Here is an 18,273-nt window from a genome sequence, read left to right on the forward strand (position 1 = left end):
TTTGTACTCTGTTTTAATCCTTAGAGGGCTTTGTTTCTTTTAAAGAAACATCATTCAGCCAATTATCGTTTTAAAAAAATATAAAACCCGTATTTTTGACTCAAATAAATCAGAGACATCATGCTTACAAATAAAATACCAGTAACCATAATTACCGGGTTTCTAGGATCAGGTAAAACAACATTGATTCATCAAATAGCAAAAAATGCGAACGGTAGACGTTTGGCTATAATCGTAAATGAATTCGGTGAATTAGGAATGGATGGAGAAATTCTAAAAGGAAACGATTGTGGATGTGAAGAAGAGAATATTTTAGAATTAAGTAATGGTTGTCTTTGTTGTACTGTACAAGAAGAGTTTTTACCAACAATGCTTCAGTTAATGGAGCGTAAAGATCAAATTGATCATATTATTATAGAAACATCAGGGTTAGCTTTACCAAAGCCATTAGTTAGGGCATTTAATTGGCCAGATTTAAAACCACAAATTACGGTAGATGCAGTTGTTACTGTTGTGGATAGTGTAGGACAAGCTACTGGAGAAATTTGTGATAGAGCGAAAGTTCAAGAGCAACGTTTAGCAGATGATAGTTTAGATCATGAGTCTTCAATTGAAGAATTATTCGAAGATCAATTATCATGTGCAGACTTGGTTATTATGACTAAGTCGGACTTAGTTGACGGTGAAAAATTCAATGAAGTCAGAGATATTATTCAAAAGAAAATTGGAAATCAAATAAAAATTATTTCAGGTGTAAAGGGAGATATTCCTGTTGATGTTTTATTAGGTTTAGATGCAAAGTCTGAAGATTTTATTGAAGAAAAACATTCACATCACGAAGCGCATCACCATCATCATCACGACCACGATCATGACCATCACCACCATGATCACGATCATGATGATACAATTAATTCATTAGTATTATCGGTTAAAGTACCACATACACCAAAGCAATTAATAAAAGCTTTAGAAGAGCTTGTTGCGGAATTTGAAATTTATAGAATTAAAGGTTTTATAGATGTACCAAACAAACCAATGCGTATGATTGTACAAGGTGTGGCAAGTAGATTTGAAAATTATTTCGATAGAAAATGGAAAGATGGAGAAACTAGAGGAACTCGTTTAGTAATTATTGGAGAACAATTAGTTGAAAGCGATTTAGAGAAAGCAATCGAAAATAAATTAACTGTAATAGCTTAATAAATGAAGATATATACTAGAAAAGGAGATGCAGGAAAAACTGGAGTTTTTGGAGGAAAACGTACGTATAAAAATTCAGCAAGAATTGAATGCATTGGAACTTTAGATGAGGTGAATTCTACGATCGGTTTATTAAGAGCAAAATTAGGACCAGAACACGAATGGCAAACTAATTTACATCGTATTCAAAAAGACATGATGGATATGATGTCTCATTTAGCACGTCCATCAGATTCTAAAAAAGAAAATCCAAATCCAAAACCAATTGATGGCGCAGATTTCTGTGAAGAGTGGTTAGATGCTTTAGAAGCAAGTATTAGTTCACCTTCAGATTATTTTATTTTACCAGGAGGAAACGAAATTTCTGCTTTATGTCATGTATGTAGAACTCAAATCCGTAGAGGAGAACGTACTTTGGTTACTTTAATGCAAGAAGACCCAGATAGTGTAGAAGAATATATAATGGCATATGTAAATAGATTATCTGATTTATTTTTCACAATGTCTAGAGCAGAAATGGATAAAGAAGGTGTAGCTGAAGAAAAATGGCAATTATTTCTTTATAAACGAAAGAAGAAAAAGTAACCTATGGTATATGGAGTGGCTTTAGGTCCAGGTGATCCTGAATTGTTAACCATAAAAGCATTACGTATTTTACAAGAAAGTGATGTTATATTTTATCCAGGTTCAACATTTAAGGGGGAGCAAAAGAGTTTCGTTTATTCGTTACTAGAATATCATAACTTAAAAGATAAAGATCTTAGAGGCTTCTATTTAGAAATGTCCGATAACAGATCACAATCAAAAAAAGTTTATGAAACTACAGCTTTTGAAATTCAGAAATTAGCTACTAAAGGAAAGAAAGTAGCTATTGTTTGTGAAGGAGATTTAAGTTTATATGCTTCTTTCACATACATAATGGAACATTTGCAAGAATTAAATGTGCCTATTTCGTTAATACCAGGAATTAATTCATTTAGTTTAGGAGCAGCGAAGCATCAAATACCATTAAGTCTTTTAAACGACAAAATCGCCATAGTACCAAGAGTAAAAACTATTGAAGAAATAACAACATACTTTAATAGTGTAGATACTTTGGTATTAATGAAAGTAAAAACAAGTTGGAAACATTTTTATGACCAATTGAAAGCACAAACATGGCAATTTTACTATTGTGAACGTTTAGGAACAAATCAAGAATATATAACTACGAACTTACAAGAAATTTCAGAGAGAGAAATACCGTATTTCTCTCTTTTAATTATAAAAAACAACAAAAGAAATGATTAAAGTTGTTGGAATAGGTCCAGGACATCAACAATATATGATTCCTATGGCTGCAGAAGCAATTACAAAAGCAACAGTAATTATTGGGTATCATTACTATTTTCAATTCATTCAACATGTAATAGACCCAAATGCAGTTTGTATTGGAAAAGAGTTGAGTGAAGAAGAAAAAAGAGCTGAAATAGCAATTGAATATGCTCAGAAAGGAGAAAATGTTATTGTTATTGGTTCAGGAGATGCTAGTATTTATGCAATGGCTTCGATAGTATATCAGAAAGTTGCAGAACAACAATTAGAAATTCCAGTCGAAACTGTTCCAGGTATTTCAGCATTTATAACAGCAGGAAGTAAACTAGGAGCAATTTTAGGTCATGATTTTTGTTGTATTTCTCTTTCTGATTTAATGACACCTTGGACAACTATTGAAAAGAGAATAAAAGCGGCAGCTCAAGGAGATTTTGTTACAGGTTTATATAACCCAAGAAGTAAGAAGAGATATTGGCAATTACAAACTTTAAAGAATATCTATTTAGAGCATAGAGAAGCATCAACTCCAGTTGCCATTTGTAAGCAATTAGGAAGAACTGAAGAAAACATACAAATTACAACCTTAGGTGAATTAAACATAGAAGATGTAGATATGTTTAGTGTTGTTTTGATAGGAAATAGTCAAACATTTAGATATAGAGACCATTTAATTACGCCAAGAGGATATTTAAATAGAAAACCTGAAACTGGACAAGAAATTCAGGATGCAAGCTTTAGAGAAATTGTAGAAAATTTACCAGAGAATAATCTAGATAAAGATCATTTATGGGCAGCAATTCGTTGTATTCATACTTCGGGAGATTTCGATTATATCAAATACATAGAAACCTCTAAAGGAGCTATTGAAAAATGGAATAATTATTTGAAGAATGGTGGAGTAATTGTAACAGATGTAACTATGGTAAAAGCTGGAATCACCAGAGCTTTTACTGGAAAATATAACAATGAAATTGTTTGTTTATTAAACGATGAAGAAACACTAAAGTTAGCAGCAGAAGAAGGATTAACCAGATCTCAAGCTGGTATTAAACGTGCTGCGGAAAAATATCCAAATGCATTATTTGTAATAGGAAATGCACCAACGGCCTTAATTGAAATTGTAGATCAAGTACACGAAGGAACAATACAACCAATAGGAATTGTAGGAGCGCCAGTAGGATTTATAAATGTGATAGAATCTAAAGAACGTTTAAAAATGCAAAAAGAGACTTCGTTTGCGCTAATTACTGAGCGACGTGGTGGAAGTAATTTTGCAGCTGCTATTGTTAATGCAGCTTTTACTTTAAATGACGTTTCTAAACTAGAATTATCCTAAAGATGGAAAACGAAACACAACGTTTTTTTAATGAAGAAGAGCAACAGATTCTAGAAGAAATCTTACTACATCGTAGAGATGTTAGAGGAAATCATTTTAAGAAAGATCCTATTGTAGAAGAGGATGTAGATAGGATATTACAAGCAGCTTTAGCGGCACCATCTGTTGGGTTTTCGCAACCTTGGGAATTTGTTATCATTTATGATGAAAAAATTAAAGAAGCGATACGTGGTTCATTTCAAGAAGAAAATGAAAAAGCCATAGCTCAGTTTTCAGATGAAAAGCAACAAAAATATATTCGATTAAAATTAGAAGGAATTACCGAATCTCCTTTAAATATAGCGGTGTTTTATAAGCCTAAAAAAGAACCCGTATTAGGACAAACAAGTATGCCTAATATGGGGAAATACAGCGTAGTTTGTGCGATTCAAAATATGTGGTTAATGGCAAGGTCCCTAAACATTGGCATGGGTTGGGTAAGTATTTTAGATCCTGAAAAGGTGAAAGATATTCTAAATGCTCCTAACGAAAATCAATTAATTGGATATTTATGTTTCGGTTATACAGATAAGTTTTATAATAAACCTGAATTAGAAATTAAAAAGTGGGATTATAAAAAACTTCAGCACGAAGTTGTAATTCAAGAAAAGTACAATAACCAATGAGTTTCAACTCATTGTCTTAAAAAAGTAAAAATGACGTTTCACGTAATTGGTATAGGAAATAAGCAACCCGTTTTTTCAGAAGAACAAAAGAAGTTGATTGAAAATACTACTGTTTTCAGTGGAGGTAAACGTCATTTAGAATTGGTAAAAGATGTACTTCCCAAAAACTACCAATGGATATACATTAAAAGTCCGATGTCAAAAGTATTTCAGCAGTATGAAAATACACAAACCAATGTTGTCATTTTTGCTTCAGGAAATCCGTTATTTTATGGTTTTTCAAATACACTTCAGAATAAATATCCAAATGCTGTAATTCATACTGAGCCTTATTTTAGTTCAATTCAATTGCTAGCCAATAAAACTAATACCAACAGTAATGAGTTAATAGCGGTTAGTGTTCATGGAAGAACTTGGAAAGCATTAGATGCAGCATTAATACAACAAAAAAGTTTAATAGGTGTGTTAACGGATGCGGATAAAAATCCGAAAGCAATTGCAGAAAGATTACTTCAATATGGATTTACAAATTATAAAATAAGTATTGGAGAAGATTTAGAAGGAGAACAAGAAAAAGTTCAAACCTTAACATTATCAGAAGCTTTAGGTTACGAATATCATAAACTCAACTGTGTGTTATTGCACAGAGTAGAGAAAAGAAAACAGCATTTTGGAATTCAAGATAGAAATTTTAAAGGATTGCCTGGTAGACCCAATATGATTACTAAGATGCCAATTCGTTTAACGACTTTACATCTACTAGAAATATTAAATGCAAAAGTATTTTGGGATATCGGATTCTGTACAGGATCAATTGCTATTGAAGCAAAATTGAAGAACCCTAATTTAGAAGTTGTAGCTTTTGAAAAAAGAGAAGAATGCGAAGAAATACTATATCAGAATCAAAAAACATTTGGAGTTCCAGGAATTCAGGGAGTCATAGGTGATTTTTTTGAACAAGATATAGAAATATATAATCAACCAGATACAGTTTTTATAGGTGGACATGGAGGTAGATTAGAAGAGTTACTCATGAAGGTTAATAAAGTGACAACTTCTAATGCTATTATTGTGATGAATACAGTAAAAGAAACTAGTAGCACATCATTTAAAGAAAGCTGTAAAAACTTAGGTTGGAAATTAACAGAAGAGATAAATTTAACCTTAGATTTACATAATCCTATTTGCTTATTAAAAGCAGTGAAAATAGAAGGGAAATAAGAATATGGCAGAACAAGTTTTAAAAGTAGCAATAATCAGTTTTACAGATAACGGATTAGAAATTGCTAAAACATTACAAAATGAGTTTTACAGAAGTAAAGTTTTTACAACAAGAGCAGTTGAAGAAACAAAAGATATAAAACAGATCGATTCTGTAAAGGAGTTAATGGAAGCTTCATTTCAGAAATACGATGCTTGGCTTTTTGTTGGAGCTTTAGGTATTTGTGTGCGAAGTATTGCAAGTGTAATTGAAGATAAAAAAACAGATCCTGCTGTAATTAATATCGATGATCAAGGGAAATTTGCACAGTCGGTGTTAAGCGGACATGTAGGTAAAGCGAATGAGTTAACAGCGCAAATCAGTAGAATTTTACAAGCGACTCCTGTTGTTTCTACCTCTAGCGATTTACAAGATTTATGGAGTTTAGATATGTTAGCTGAACAATATGGTTGGAGTCAGCAGTGTAACACCGAATTAAATGCTATTATTTCTCTATTTGTAAATAGAAAACCAATTGCTTTAGTTTTAAAGGTAAAAGATAAAGGAACCGAGTTTTTAGAAAAAACGTGTCCAGATTTTGTGACCATTTATTATAGTTTAGATGCTGTGGTTACAGAAAAACATGAAGCTTTACTATATGTAGGTTACGAGTTAATTCAATTAGATTTACCAACATTGGCTTTTTATCCGAAATGTATTGCATTAGGAAGCGGTTGTTCTAAGGATATTGAACCAGAATTATTCGAGAAAATATTACGTGAAGAGCTACAAAAACAACAAGTGGCCATTGAAAGTGTAATGGCTATTGGTTCTGCTGATATTAAAGCTGAAGAACAAGCTTATCTAGATATTGTTGCCAAATTAGATATTCCACTAATTACCTATAATGGGGATGAACTCAATAGTATCGATGTAGCAAATCCATCAGAAGTAGTAAAGAAAAAAGTGGGAGTTTATGGTGTTTCTGAAGCTTCAGCAGCCTTAATCGCTAATGAAAGTGAATGGTTAGTAGAGAAAACAAAAGTAAATACCGATTCTGGTAAAAAATTCACCTATGCAATTAGTCTAGTTTCTGATTTTGCTAGAAAACCAAGTATTGCAATTGTTGGAGCTGGTTCTGGAGATCCTGATTTATTAACCTTAAAAGGTCGTGCAATTTTAGAAGTTGCAGATTGTATTTTATATGCAGGTAGTTTAGTTCCAGAAGAGTTAACTCATATGGCTAAAGAAGGAGCCTTAGTTCGAAATTCTGCTTCTATGACTTTAGAGGAGCAAATCGATATTATAGATGATTATTATGCACAAGGAAAGAAAATTGTTCGTTTACATTCTGGAGATCCTTCAATATATGGAGCGATTCAAGAACAAATGACAATTTTTGATGCTAAAGGATACGATTATTATATCGTTCCTGGGATTTCTTCATTCCAAGCAGCAGCTGCATATTTAAAATCAGAATTTACCATTCCAGAAGTAGCACAAACTATAATTTTAACAAGAGGCGAAGGAAATACACCAACTCCAGAGCACGAGAATATTGCTGATATGGCAAAATTACGTGCGACAATGTGTATTTTTCTAAGTGCAGGAATTGCAAAGAAAGTTCAAGGAGAATTACTAGAACATTATCCACCAGAAACTCCTTTAGCTGTTTTATATAGAGTAAGTTGGAAAGATGAGCAAGTGTGGACCGGAAAACTTACGGAATTAACTCAAATCATTAAAGAAAATAAATTAACAAGAACAGTTTTAATCGTGGTTGGAGAAGCAGTTGGAGCAAGAAAAAATCGTTCTTGGTTGTATGATGATAAATGGCATCATATCTTCCGCAAGAAATAAAACTAAGGGGTTTTAACCTCTTGAAAAGAAAAAACTAATAGGTTTCAATGGAGAAGTAACCAATGGGTTTCAACCCATTGACAATAAAACTGATTATGATACTAGTTTTTGGTGGAACAACAGAAGGTAAGCAAGTAGCATCATTCTTAGATGAAGCTCATATTCCGTATTACTATTCGACCAAAACTGAAGTTTCATTTAAAGGTAAAGGAATTCCGATATACGGAGCATTAACAAAGTATGAATTAGAGCACTTTTGTATTGCTAATAAGATCAAATGTATTGTTAATGCTTCGCATCCTTTTGCTGAAGTTCTACACCAAACTGTTGCTGCTATTGAAATAACAATTCCGATAATTCGATTTGAACGAGAGTTTACAAAAAGAATCAATCATGAATTGATAACTTATGTAAGCTCGTTTGAAGAAGCAATAGCTGTTTTTCAACAGAAAAAATATGATTCTTTATTGGCACTTTCAGGAGTACAAACTATACATAAATTAACGTCATATTGGAAATCGAATACAACTTGGTTTCGAATTTTAGATAGAGATAGTTCACGAGCTATTGCAGAGCAAACTGATTTTCCATCAGAACAATTATTATATGGTTATCCTCAACATGTAAAAGAAGAGGTTTTATTATACAAAGAATTAGCTCCGAAAGCTATTTTTACTAAGGAAAGTGGAGTTAATGGAAAACTAGATCAAAAAATTTCAGCAGCACTTGAAACTCAAATTCCAATAGTTATTTTAAAAAAGCCTTTGTTGTCAAATAGGTATCTTTGTATTAATTCAATTGAAGAATTACATCAAAAGATTATAGATTATATTGAGTGATTTACAAGAAATACCCAATAAACCTCTTCGCAAAGGATATACAACAGGAGCTTGTGCTACAGCTTGTGTAAAAGGAGCTTTATTAGGTTTAATCTCTCAAAAGAAACAGGAGAAAGTTTCAGTAATGCTTCCTGTAGGAGAAACAGCAACATTTTATTTAAAAGATGCTATAATTTCTAAAGAAAGAAGCGTAATTACTACTGTTAAAGATGCAGGTGATGACCCTGATGTTACACATCTAGCAGAAATTACAGCTACAGTTTCATTCAATACAACAAAGGAAATTATTTTTAAAAGGGGAGAAGGTGTTGGTTTGGTAACTTTACCTGGATTAGAAATTGCTGTCGGAGAACCAGCAATTAATCCAGTTCCTAGAAAAATGATGACTACAGTTTGTCATAAAATGTTATCAGATTATAATCTTACGGATAAAGGAGTCACTATTGAGATTTCTGTAAAAGACGGAGAAAAGTTAGCGAAGAGAACTTTAAATAGTCGTTTAGGAATTTTACATGGGATTTCAATTTTAGGAACTTCTGGTATCGTAACTCCGTTTTCAGCCGCTTCATACATAGCAAGTATTCAGCAAGGAATTGATGTAGCTATAGCGAATAACGAAACGGAGTTACTCATTAACTCTGGGGCAAGAAGTGAAAAAGCACTTCGAAGTATTTTTCCTGATTTTCCTGAAGTAGCTTGTATTCATTATGGAAATTGGATTCAAGAAACTTTTGAGAAAATTCACAAAGAGAAAGCCATAAAAGTTGTGAATATGGGAATCATGTTAGGTAAAGCTTCTAAGTTAGCTAAAGGTTATACAAACACACATAGTAACAAAACAACTTGGGATAAAAACTTTATTTACAAACTAGCATTAGATTCAGGTTACAATGAAGAAATTTCTAGTAAGGTTTTAGCACTAAATATGGCAGGTAGGTTACAAGAAATCTTTACTTTTGATGCAGAAGAACCTTTTTATCAAATGTTACTTCAAAAATGTTACGAGCATTGTTATAAAATTGCGCCAAATGTGACATTGAATTTGTATTTAATAAACAACAACAACCAAGTTATATCCTATAAAAAAGTATGAGTTTTTTTAACTTTACACGTCCATTAATCGCAGGAGTTTTACATTCTTTTGAACCAGATCACGTTTCTGCCGTTTCAGTATTAGCTGCGGAAAACGCAATCAATAAGAAAAAAGTAACTTTAAAAACTGTTTTTACAGCTTCACAATGGGCTTTTGGACATTCTGTTACTTTATTACTTTTTGGAGGGATAGCATTGTTATTCAGATCGGTATTGTTATCATTTATTGAAGATATCTCATATTTTGCTGAATTAGCAGTCGGACCAATTATGATTTGGTTAGGAATTACAGCGATCAGAAGAAATCATAAATTAAAAGATATGATGTCGGATCATAAAAAGATTGAAGAACACGAACATGATCCGAATAATATGATTCACTTACATGGGAAATCTGGAGAGGAAATAGCAATGAATCCAATCAATAGATCTTTTTGGATTGGTATGTTACATGGTTTAGCAGGAACAGGTGGAGCATTAACATCTGCTTTGGTAATAAGTGCAAGCACAATAACAGAAGCTATTTGGATTTTAGTTATAGAATCTTTGGGAGTTATTTTTGCCATGGCTGCCTATAGTTATGTACTTATTTTTACGATGAGTAGATTTATAGAACGCAACATGTCAATTTTTAAATGGTTAAATGCATCAATAGGAATTATATCAATAATAATTGGAGGTATTTGGATGTATAAAACTTTATTAGGTTAGTATGCAAAACAAAATTAATTTTCCATTTACAGCAATTGTCAGTCAAGATGATTTTAAATTATGCTTACTACTGAATCTAATAGACCCAACTATTGGAGGAGTTTTAGCTACTGGAGATAAAGGAACCGGAAAAACAACTACAGTTAGAGCATTAAGTCAATTAATGGGAGAAGATTTTCCTTTTGTAAACTTGCCTATTGGAGCAACCGAAGATCGTGTATTAGGAAGTGTGAATTTAGAAGCACTTATTAATCAGAAAAAAACTATTGTAGATAAAGGTTTATTAGCAAAATCACATCAAGGATTTTTATATATAGATGAAATCAACTTGTTGAATGACTATTTAATGGATGTGTTGTTAGATGCTGCTGCATCTGGTGGATATCATCTAGAAAGAGAAGGAATTTCAGAATGGCTAGATAGCAGATTTTGTTTAGTTGGTACAATGAATCCTGAAGAAGGAGAATTACGTCCACAACTAAAAGATAGATTCGGATTAACTGTTGCTATTTCAACACCAAAAGATATTACGCTTCGAAAAAAAATAGCATTACAACGTTTAAATTTTGATACGAATGCTACTGAGTTTTACGAAAAACTAAAAGAAGAAGAAGCAGTATTAAAAGCACAAATTATTTCAGCAAAAAATAAATTAGTAGACGTAGTATTATCAGAAAAAGTACAGAATGAAGCTGCTAAATTAACTGTTGAAGCTAATGTAGAAGGATTGAGAGCAGATATACTTTTATTAAAAACTACTAGAGCTTATGCAGCTTTATTAGGAGAAAGAGAAACTACAGAAGCAATGTTATATAAAATAGCACCTTTTGTTTTAGCACATAGGAGTAGTGATTTTACTCCTCCAAAGGAAAAAGAGAACTCAACTGAGCAAAATTCAAAAGAAGAAGAGAAGAAAGAAAATACAGAACCTCAACAAGGATCAAATTCGTTCCAACTTCCAGAACAAATTAAAAACGGATTACAATTTTCTATTCCTCAAGCCTCAAAAAAAAAAGTAGTCGCACTACCAACAAATAATGAACTCATAAAGAGTCCATATATAGCTAAAGAAGCAGATCGTATAGCTTTAGTAAAGACAGTTAAAAACTACATTATAACACAGAAGTTTACTAAGATATATCAACAGATTTCTGAAAAAGCATCAGCTAAAATTGTTTTTTTATTAGATACCAGTGCTTCTATGGCAGTTGATAAACAATTAGGATGTATTAAAGGAATTGTTCAAAAAACAATAGCTTCTTATCCAGCAAAAAAGATAGAATACGCTATTGTGGTTTTAGAAAATTCATCAGCAAAAATTTTACAATATTTTACTACAGATAGTAAGCGAATACATGAAGCCAGTTACCAATTGAGAGCTGGAGGCAAAACAAACTTAGGAAGTGCTTTTTTAAAAGTATTTGAGTTGTTGAAATCAATAAATACTAAAACAGTACAACTATTTGTGTTAACAGATGGAAAGATTAATGCAGGTCACGAAAATCCATTTGATTTTGCGGTGAAAAATTACAAAATGTATTTGTCTAAATTATCAAATACCACCATTGTAGATACAGAAAATGGTTTTGTGAAATTAGGTAGAGCAAAGCGATTGGCAGAAGTTTTAAATTTACGATATGTACCTTTTTCCTCATTATAATTATGGCAAAGGCATTTTTAATAGCAGCTCCTTGGAGCAATTCTGGAAAAACAACGATTACACTTGGTTTAGCACGTTACTTTAGTAATAAGAACTATAAAGTACAAACTTTTAAATGCGGACCAGATTATATAGATACAATGCATCATTCCAGAGCAGCTAAAAGACCAAGTATCAACTTAGATAGTGTATTGATGTCAGATACACACATTCAAGAAGTATTCACAAAATATACTAATGAAGCTGATATTTCTATTGTAGAAGGAGTAATGGGATTGTTTGATGGAGCAGTTAAAGATCAAGGAAGTTCAGCTGAATTGGCAAAGAAACTTAATATTCCAGTTATTTTAGTAGTGAATGCTAAGGCAATGGCCTATACAATAGCACCTATTTTACATGGATTAAAATCGTTTGATCCTGAAGTTAAAATAGCAGGAGTTTTGTTCAATTTTGTGAAAACAGAATCACATTATACATTTTTAAAAGAAGCTTGCGAAACCGTCGGAATTCCTTCTTTAGGATACATTCCTCCAAACGACGATATTAAAATTCCTTCGAGGCATTTAGGTTTACATATTGAAGATAAATTCGAAGAGTTAATAGAAAGAGCAGCAAGTCATATTGGTACACATACTAATATACATGAACTTTTAAATATTGCGACCTCGATTAAAAAAACTAAAGTAGAAAGTTTGACCAATGGGATTAATCCCATTGGGTTTGAAGAGAAAATAGAAACTAAATTAAAGATAGCTGTAGCTAAAGATGAAGCTTTCACATTTACTTATGTTGAAAACTTAGCTTATTTAAAGCAGTTAGGCGACGTAACGTTTTTTAGTCCAATCCACGATACGAAATTACCAGAGGCTGATATTATTTATTTAGCAGGAGGTTATCCAGAATTATACTTAGATGAATTAAGTTCGAATGCTGAAATGAAAACAGCTTTAAAAAACGCTGCTGAAAATGGGATTAAAATTTTAGCAGAATGTGGGGGAATGATGTACTTAGGAAATCAAATTATTAATGCAGAAGGAATTGCTTATAATATGATAGGAGTTTTTGATTTTAGTACAACAATGGAACAAAAGAAACTGCATTTAGGATATAGAAAAGTTGTTTTTGAAGACGAAACGATTTGGGGACACGAATTTCATTATTCCTCGATGATTCATGACAAATACGATTCAATAGCAAAAATTTATACAGCAAGAGAAAAAGAAATAACAACTAAAGTATTTTCATACAAAAATGTAATGGCAAGTTATATTCATTTGTATTGGGGAGCAGGAAACTTTAATTGGTTGACTAAACCCAATGGGTTTTCCAAGGGGATTAATCCCCTTGATAAAGAATACTATTTCGTAACCTTTGCTACTGCAAAATCACGAATTTCTGATAGAATGGTAAAATATAATACCTCTAGTTTTATAAGAAATTTAGATGCTTTAATTTTTGAAGAAGATGATTTAAAAAAGATGATGACTTTATTCAAAGAAGCATTTAAAAGATATGATGTAGATACCGTTTGTTTTAATATTTTACCAGATCATATTCACATTTTATTGAGGGCAGAAAATGAAGAAGCACTCACCACTCAGATAAAAAATATAAAAGGATACACTTCGTATAAATTTCAGCGATTTAAAGAATGGGAAAAAGGAATACAAAAAGTTTGGGTACAAAAATTTCATAGAAAAAGAATTTCAAAAACAGATGGCTCAATAGAAAGAGTCACGAATTACATCAAAAATAATCATTACAAACACGAAGCACGTTGGGGAGAAGAAATGAGTGAGTTCATTGAGGCACTTCACATCCAAGAAGATAACTAAGGGTTCAACCAATGGGTTTAAACTCATTGGAAACAAAGCAGAAGTGTCTTACATAATAAAAAAACAGAAAATTATGCATTTAATAGCAACAATACCTGGAGGTTGGAATCCAGATGATGATGGAGTTTTTTACATTGAACAAAAACCAGGTGATATTGTTTTTTTAAGTGCAGGCGATACCGAAATACACACGGTCAATGAAGCATATAAAACAATTCATACTCAAGAAAGTGATACGCTGCCAAGTTTACGCATGACCAATTTGGTATATCTAAAACAAGAATTGACGATAGATAATTATGTAGAAGATGTTTTAGAAAAAGCAAAAGTTATTGTTTGTAGTCTTTTAGGCGGAATAAGCTATTATAAATATTTAGTAGAATCGTTAGTTGAATTGCAAGAAGAAACCAATTGTGTGTTGCTTTTTATTCCCGCTCATGAACCTGATTACGAATTGATGAAGCTGTCTTCTGTGCCATTACAAACGGTACATCATTGCAGACAATATTTGCAACAAGGAGGAAAAGCAAATGCGATTAACTTTTTGAATTATATCCGTAAAAACTTTTTCAATCAAACTGTTGAGGTAGTTACTGCAGAACAAATAGACGACTTGTTCTTATATACCTTTGAAAAAGGAATTGTTACACAAAAAGAATTAGATTCAAGTTTAGATCGTAATCAATCAACAACAATTTTATTAGCATATAGAACGCATTTTTTGGCAAATAACTTAGAACCTTTAGAAGTTTTAAGTCAATCTCTATTAGATCAAGGAATAAAGCCTGTTGTAGCCTTTGCAAATAATTTGAGAGATCCTGATACATTAGTGAATCTTGAAAAACTAATGACGAATTTAGGCATTAGAAAAATATCAGTCATAATTAATACAACAGGATTTACAATTAAGTCCTCAGATACTACAGATTTTATTTTTGATAGATTAGGAATTCCTGTTTTACAAGCTATTTTTTCAACAACAAATAAAACAGTTTGGGAAGAAGGTATGTTTGGTCTTCCACCTACTGATATTGCTATGAATGTAGCTTTACCAGAAATTGATGGAAGAATTATTGGTAGAGCAGTATCTTTTAAAAAAGAAGTTCAAAAAGACGAACTTACCGATAGTACAATTGTAAAATATGAAGCCCACGAACCAGCTTGTGAATTCATGGCAAGATTGGCAAAAAACTGGATTGTATTACAAGAAAAGAAAAATAAAGAAAAACGCGTAGCTGTTATTTTACCTAACTATCCTAATAAAGATAGTCGATTGGCTAATGGAGTAGGATTAGATACACCAGCAAGTTGTACCGTTTTATTAAATGCATTACAAGACGCAAGTTATAATTTAGGAGAACAATTACCGCAATCAGGAACAGAATTAATGCATTGGATTACGCAAGTTACAACCAATGATATTAGTACAGCGCAAATTCGTCCTCATGCAATACTGTATAGTTTATCAGATTTCAAAAAACGATTTGATACTATTTCAAAAATTTTACAAGAAAAGATTATAGAACAATGGGGAACTCCAGATAATGATCCTTATTTCACAGAAGAAGGTTTTATCGTTTCTGGATTTTTATTAGGAAATGTTTTTGTGAGTATTCAACCTTCAAGAGGTTATAATCAAGATCCGCAAGCAATTTATCACTCTCCAGATTTAGCGCCAACATATCAATATTTGGCCTATTATTTCTGGTTGCAAGACACATATCAAGCAGACGCTGTAATTCATTTAGGAAAGCACGGAAACTTAGAATGGTTACCAGGGAAAAGTGTGTCTTTAGATCCTGAAACTTGTTTTCCAGCAATGTTGTTTGATGCATTACCACATTTTTATCCGTTTATCATCAATGATCCGGGAGAAGGAACACAAGCAAAACGAAGAAATCAAGCGGTAATTATAGATCATTTAATTCCGCCGATGACTAGAGCTGAGAGTTACGGAAGTTTACTAAAATTAGAGCATTTAGTTGATGAATATTATGAAGCTTCGAACTTAGATTCGAAAAGATCAAAAGCTTTAGAAGATGAAATTGCCAATTTGGTCAAAGAAACAAAATTGAATGTTGATTTAGGAATTATTTCGGATGATGTAGATGAACTTTTGGTAAAATTAGATGGATATTTATGTGAACTTAAAGAAGCACAAATTCGTGATGGTTTACATATTTTCGGTAAAGCTCCTGTAGATGAACAATTAATTGATTTATTAATTGCTTTACACAGGATGCCAACATTTGAACAAAAAGGAATCACACAGGTATTAGCCGAAGATCTTGGAATTGAACAAAATATTTTAGCATTAGAGTATGCTGAAAAATTAGAAATAAAGATTGGAGAAAAAGATTGTAAAACTGTAGGTCAAGTTGTTGAGCAATTAGAGTTTATCGCAAAACAACAATTGATACAATTTTTAGATGAAAATATTTTGTCTGAAGTTTATCCAAAACTAAATGAAGTTTTAGCACTGATAAAACATAAAACCTTAGTTGCTGTAAACAACACAACTGAAGAAATTACAAATTTATTAGAAGGATTGAATGGAGCATACGTTCCTTCTGGTCCGTCTGGAGCTCCAACAAGAGGACGTGTAGATTTATTACCAACAGGACGTAATTTTTATTCGGTTGATGTTCGAACAATTCCTACAGAAACTGCTTTTCGTTTAGGTGAAAAAAGTGCAAAACTAATTATAGATCGTTACATCCAAGAACATGGAGATTATCCAGAAACAATAGGAATTTCTGTTTGGGGAACATCAACAATGCGAACAGGAGGAGATGATATTGCTCAAGCTTTCGCCTTAATGGGAGTAAAACCAATTTGGAAAAATGCCAATAGAAGAGTAAGCGATTTTGAAGTAATTCCGTTACTGAAATTACAACGACCAAGAGTAGATGTTACGTTACGAATTTCTGGCTTCTTCAGAGATGCTTTTCCAGATGTAATTAATTTATTCAATACTGCTGTAGCTAGAGTTGCTGAGTTAGATGAATCTTTAGAGGGAAATCCGATTCGTAAACGATTTTTAGAAGAAACTAAAGAATGGGAAACTAAAGGATTAGTTGAAGAAGAAGCTAAACAACGTGCTCTATATCGAGTTTTCGGATCTAAACCAGGAGCGTATGGCGCAGGGTTACAAGCTGTGATTGATGAGAAAAATTGGGAAACGCAAGAAGATTTAGCCAAAGTATATATCAACTGGAGTGGTTATGCTTACGGAAATTCTAAAAAAGGTGTTTCCGCACACGAATCGTTTACAAACAGATTGCAGGCCATGCAAATTGTGATGCATAATCAAGACAATAGAGAACACGATATTTTAGATAGTGATGATTATTATCAATTCCAAGGAGGACTGGCAAATGCAGTAGCTACCGTAAAAGGAAGTGAAGCTGAGGTGTATTTTGGAGATCATTCTCGACCAGAAACCCCGAAACTAAAAACATTAAAAGAAGAGTTGTTAAAAGTATATCGATCAAGAGTGATAAATCCAAAATGGATTATAGGTGTGCAGCGTCATGGGTATAAAGGAGCTTTTGAAATGGCAGCAACCTTAGATTATTTATTTGCTTATGATGCTACTACAAACTTGATTGATGATTTTATGTACGAAGGTATCACAGAACGTTATTTATTAGACGAACAAAATAAATCATTTATCAAGGAAAATAATCCTTGGGCTTTAAAGGATATGAGTGAACGTTTATTAGAAGCAATTCAGCGTGGGATGTGGCAAGAACCTTCAAACGAAATTAAACAACAACTAGAAGATTTATATCTCGAAGGAGAAGGAATTGTAGAATAAGTTTAAACTTAGTTGATAGCCTATAAAAAAATATAAAAATTCTGTCATCTATCTAAATAAAGATATATTAGTACTTTTATTTATCATAGTAGAAAGTTTTATCTAAAAATGCTAAAAAAGAAGTACAATGAATAAACTCCTTACATATAGAGAGCAATTAAATTTAACACAAGAACAGCTTTCTGAAAAAGCAAAAGTTTCTGTCAGAACTATTCAACGTATTGAGGCTGGACAAACATTAAAAGGTCACACTTTAGAAGCATTATCGAACGCTTTAGGCGTTAGTAAAGAAAAACTTTTAGGAGAAGATGTTATACAAAAGGAGAAAAATATTCTTTTAATTAAGCTAATCAACTTATCCTCGTTACTATTAATTTTTATTCCTTTTGGAAGTATTGTTCTTCCACTACTAATTATGTATTGGAAAAAAGAAGTGAATGCAATCACAAAACAAATTGTATCTATTCAAATTTTATGGACTATACTATTTCCTGTTATTGTTTTAATAGTTGTATTTCTAAATAATATTTTTCGATTTAACAGACAAGTTATTCCATTAACAATGCTATTCTTATTCATAGTAAATATCTATATTATACTTCGTAATATTGCTGAATTACATCAAAAAGAAGAATTGCGTATAAAATTGAAATTCAGTATTATATAGTTGCTGTCAGGGCATTGTCAGGTTATTGGCAGGTACATTTTCATTTTCTTTTATTCATAAAATTTACTTT

14 protein-coding genes are annotated in these 18,273 nt (G+C 32.0%); all 14 read left to right on the forward strand.

Annotated elements, in window-relative coordinates:
* Nucleotides 1-120: 120 nt before the first annotated feature.
* Nucleotides 121-1,203: a cobalamin biosynthesis protein CobW gene (gene cobW, locus BVC87_RS14780; protein ID WP_075343168.1), complete on the forward strand. Its 1,083-nt coding sequence runs from the start codon at nt 121-123 to the stop codon at nt 1,201-1,203.
* Between the two features lie 3 nt (nt 1,204-1,206).
* A complete protein-coding gene (locus BVC87_RS14785; RefSeq protein ID WP_075343169.1) occupies nt 1,207-1,788 on the forward strand; it encodes a cob(I)yrinic acid a,c-diamide adenosyltransferase in 582 nt (193 codons plus the stop codon).
* Nucleotides 1,789-1,791: 3 nt separating this feature from the next.
* A complete protein-coding gene (gene cobI, locus BVC87_RS14790; RefSeq protein ID WP_075343170.1) occupies nt 1,792-2,493 on the forward strand; it encodes a precorrin-2 C(20)-methyltransferase in 702 nt (233 codons plus the stop codon).
* A complete protein-coding gene (gene cobJ, locus BVC87_RS14795; protein WP_075343171.1) occupies nt 2,486-3,853 on the forward strand; it encodes a precorrin-3B C(17)-methyltransferase in 1,368 nt (455 codons plus the stop codon). Before cobI ends, cobJ begins: the two co-directional genes overlap by 8 nt.
* A 2-nt stretch (nt 3,854-3,855) precedes the next feature.
* Nucleotides 3,856-4,518, forward strand: coding sequence for a 5,6-dimethylbenzimidazole synthase (bluB, locus tag BVC87_RS14800; protein ID WP_075343172.1), 663 nt, complete (start codon nt 3,856-3,858; stop codon nt 4,516-4,518).
* Between the two features lie 30 nt (nt 4,519-4,548).
* Entirely contained in the window at nt 4,549-5,739 is a 1,191-nt protein-coding gene (locus BVC87_RS14805) for a bifunctional cobalt-precorrin-7 (C(5))-methyltransferase/cobalt-precorrin-6B (C(15))-methyltransferase (RefSeq protein WP_075343173.1), read from the forward strand.
* Nucleotides 5,740-5,743: 4 nt separating this feature from the next.
* Nucleotides 5,744-7,579, forward strand: coding sequence for a precorrin-4 C(11)-methyltransferase (gene cobM / locus BVC87_RS14810; protein WP_075343174.1), 1,836 nt, complete (start codon nt 5,744-5,746; stop codon nt 7,577-7,579).
* Between the two features lie 95 nt (nt 7,580-7,674).
* A complete protein-coding gene (locus BVC87_RS23120; RefSeq protein WP_159439365.1) occupies nt 7,675-8,418 on the forward strand; it encodes a precorrin-6A/cobalt-precorrin-6A reductase in 744 nt (247 codons plus the stop codon).
* Complete coding sequence (locus BVC87_RS23125) at nt 8,411-9,511, forward strand: cobalt-precorrin-5B (C(1))-methyltransferase (protein ID WP_083629511.1); 1,101 nt, start codon at nt 8,411-8,413, stop codon at nt 9,509-9,511. Before BVC87_RS23120 ends, BVC87_RS23125 begins: the two co-directional genes overlap by 8 nt.
* On the forward strand, nt 9,508-10,221 hold the full coding sequence (locus BVC87_RS14820) for a sulfite exporter TauE/SafE family protein (protein ID WP_075343175.1): 714 nt from the start codon (nt 9,508-9,510) through the stop codon (nt 10,219-10,221). The genes BVC87_RS23125 and BVC87_RS14820 overlap by 4 nt, the downstream gene beginning before the upstream one ends.
* A gap of 1 nt (nt 10,222) precedes the next feature.
* Nucleotides 10,223-11,881 (forward strand): AAA family ATPase, encoded by a 1,659-nt coding sequence (locus BVC87_RS14825; RefSeq protein WP_075343176.1) that lies wholly within the window; start codon nt 10,223-10,225, stop codon nt 11,879-11,881.
* Between the two features lie 2 nt (nt 11,882-11,883).
* Nucleotides 11,884-13,716: a cobyrinate a,c-diamide synthase gene (locus BVC87_RS14830; RefSeq protein WP_075343177.1), complete on the forward strand. Its 1,833-nt coding sequence runs from the start codon at nt 11,884-11,886 to the stop codon at nt 13,714-13,716.
* 73 nt (nt 13,717-13,789) lie between these two features.
* Nucleotides 13,790-17,536, forward strand: coding sequence for a cobaltochelatase subunit CobN (cobN, locus tag BVC87_RS14835; protein WP_075343178.1), 3,747 nt, complete (start codon nt 13,790-13,792; stop codon nt 17,534-17,536).
* Nucleotides 17,537-17,663: 127 nt separating this feature from the next.
* Complete coding sequence (locus tag BVC87_RS14840; RefSeq protein ID WP_075343179.1) at nt 17,664-18,203, forward strand: helix-turn-helix domain-containing protein; 540 nt, start codon at nt 17,664-17,666, stop codon at nt 18,201-18,203.
* Nucleotides 18,204-18,273: the final 70 nt, after the last annotated feature.

It is taken from the genome of Tenacibaculum agarivorans (assembly GCF_001936575.1).
Classification (GTDB): domain Bacteria; phylum Bacteroidota; class Bacteroidia; order Flavobacteriales; family Flavobacteriaceae; genus Polaribacter; species Polaribacter agarivorans.

Bases quoted from the DNA above. Each gene is read 5' to 3' on its own strand.
- cobW (WP_075343168.1), top strand. From the start codon at position 121: ATGCTTACAAATAAAATACCAGTAACCATAATTACCGGGTTTCTAGGA.
- BVC87_RS14785 (WP_075343169.1), top strand. From the start codon at position 1,207: ATGAAGATATATACTAGAAAAGGAGATGCAGGAAAAACTGGAGTTTTT.
- cobI (WP_075343170.1), top strand. From the start codon at position 1,792: ATGGTATATGGAGTGGCTTTAGGTCCAGGTGATCCTGAATTGTTAACC.
- cobJ (WP_075343171.1), top strand. From the start codon at position 2,486: ATGATTAAAGTTGTTGGAATAGGTCCAGGACATCAACAATATATGATT.
- bluB (WP_075343172.1), top strand. From the start codon at position 3,856: ATGGAAAACGAAACACAACGTTTTTTTAATGAAGAAGAGCAACAGATT.
- BVC87_RS14805 (WP_075343173.1), top strand. From the start codon at position 4,549: ATGACGTTTCACGTAATTGGTATAGGAAATAAGCAACCCGTTTTTTCA.
- cobM (WP_075343174.1), top strand. From the start codon at position 5,744: ATGGCAGAACAAGTTTTAAAAGTAGCAATAATCAGTTTTACAGATAAC.
- BVC87_RS23120 (WP_159439365.1), top strand. From the start codon at position 7,675: ATGATACTAGTTTTTGGTGGAACAACAGAAGGTAAGCAAGTAGCATCA.
- BVC87_RS14820 (WP_075343175.1), top strand. From the start codon at position 9,508: ATGAGTTTTTTTAACTTTACACGTCCATTAATCGCAGGAGTTTTACAT.
- BVC87_RS14825 (WP_075343176.1), top strand. From the start codon at position 10,223: ATGCAAAACAAAATTAATTTTCCATTTACAGCAATTGTCAGTCAAGAT.
- BVC87_RS14830 (WP_075343177.1), top strand. From the start codon at position 11,884: ATGGCAAAGGCATTTTTAATAGCAGCTCCTTGGAGCAATTCTGGAAAA.
- cobN (WP_075343178.1), top strand. From the start codon at position 13,790: ATGCATTTAATAGCAACAATACCTGGAGGTTGGAATCCAGATGATGAT.
- BVC87_RS14840 (WP_075343179.1), top strand. From the start codon at position 17,664: ATGAATAAACTCCTTACATATAGAGAGCAATTAAATTTAACACAAGAA.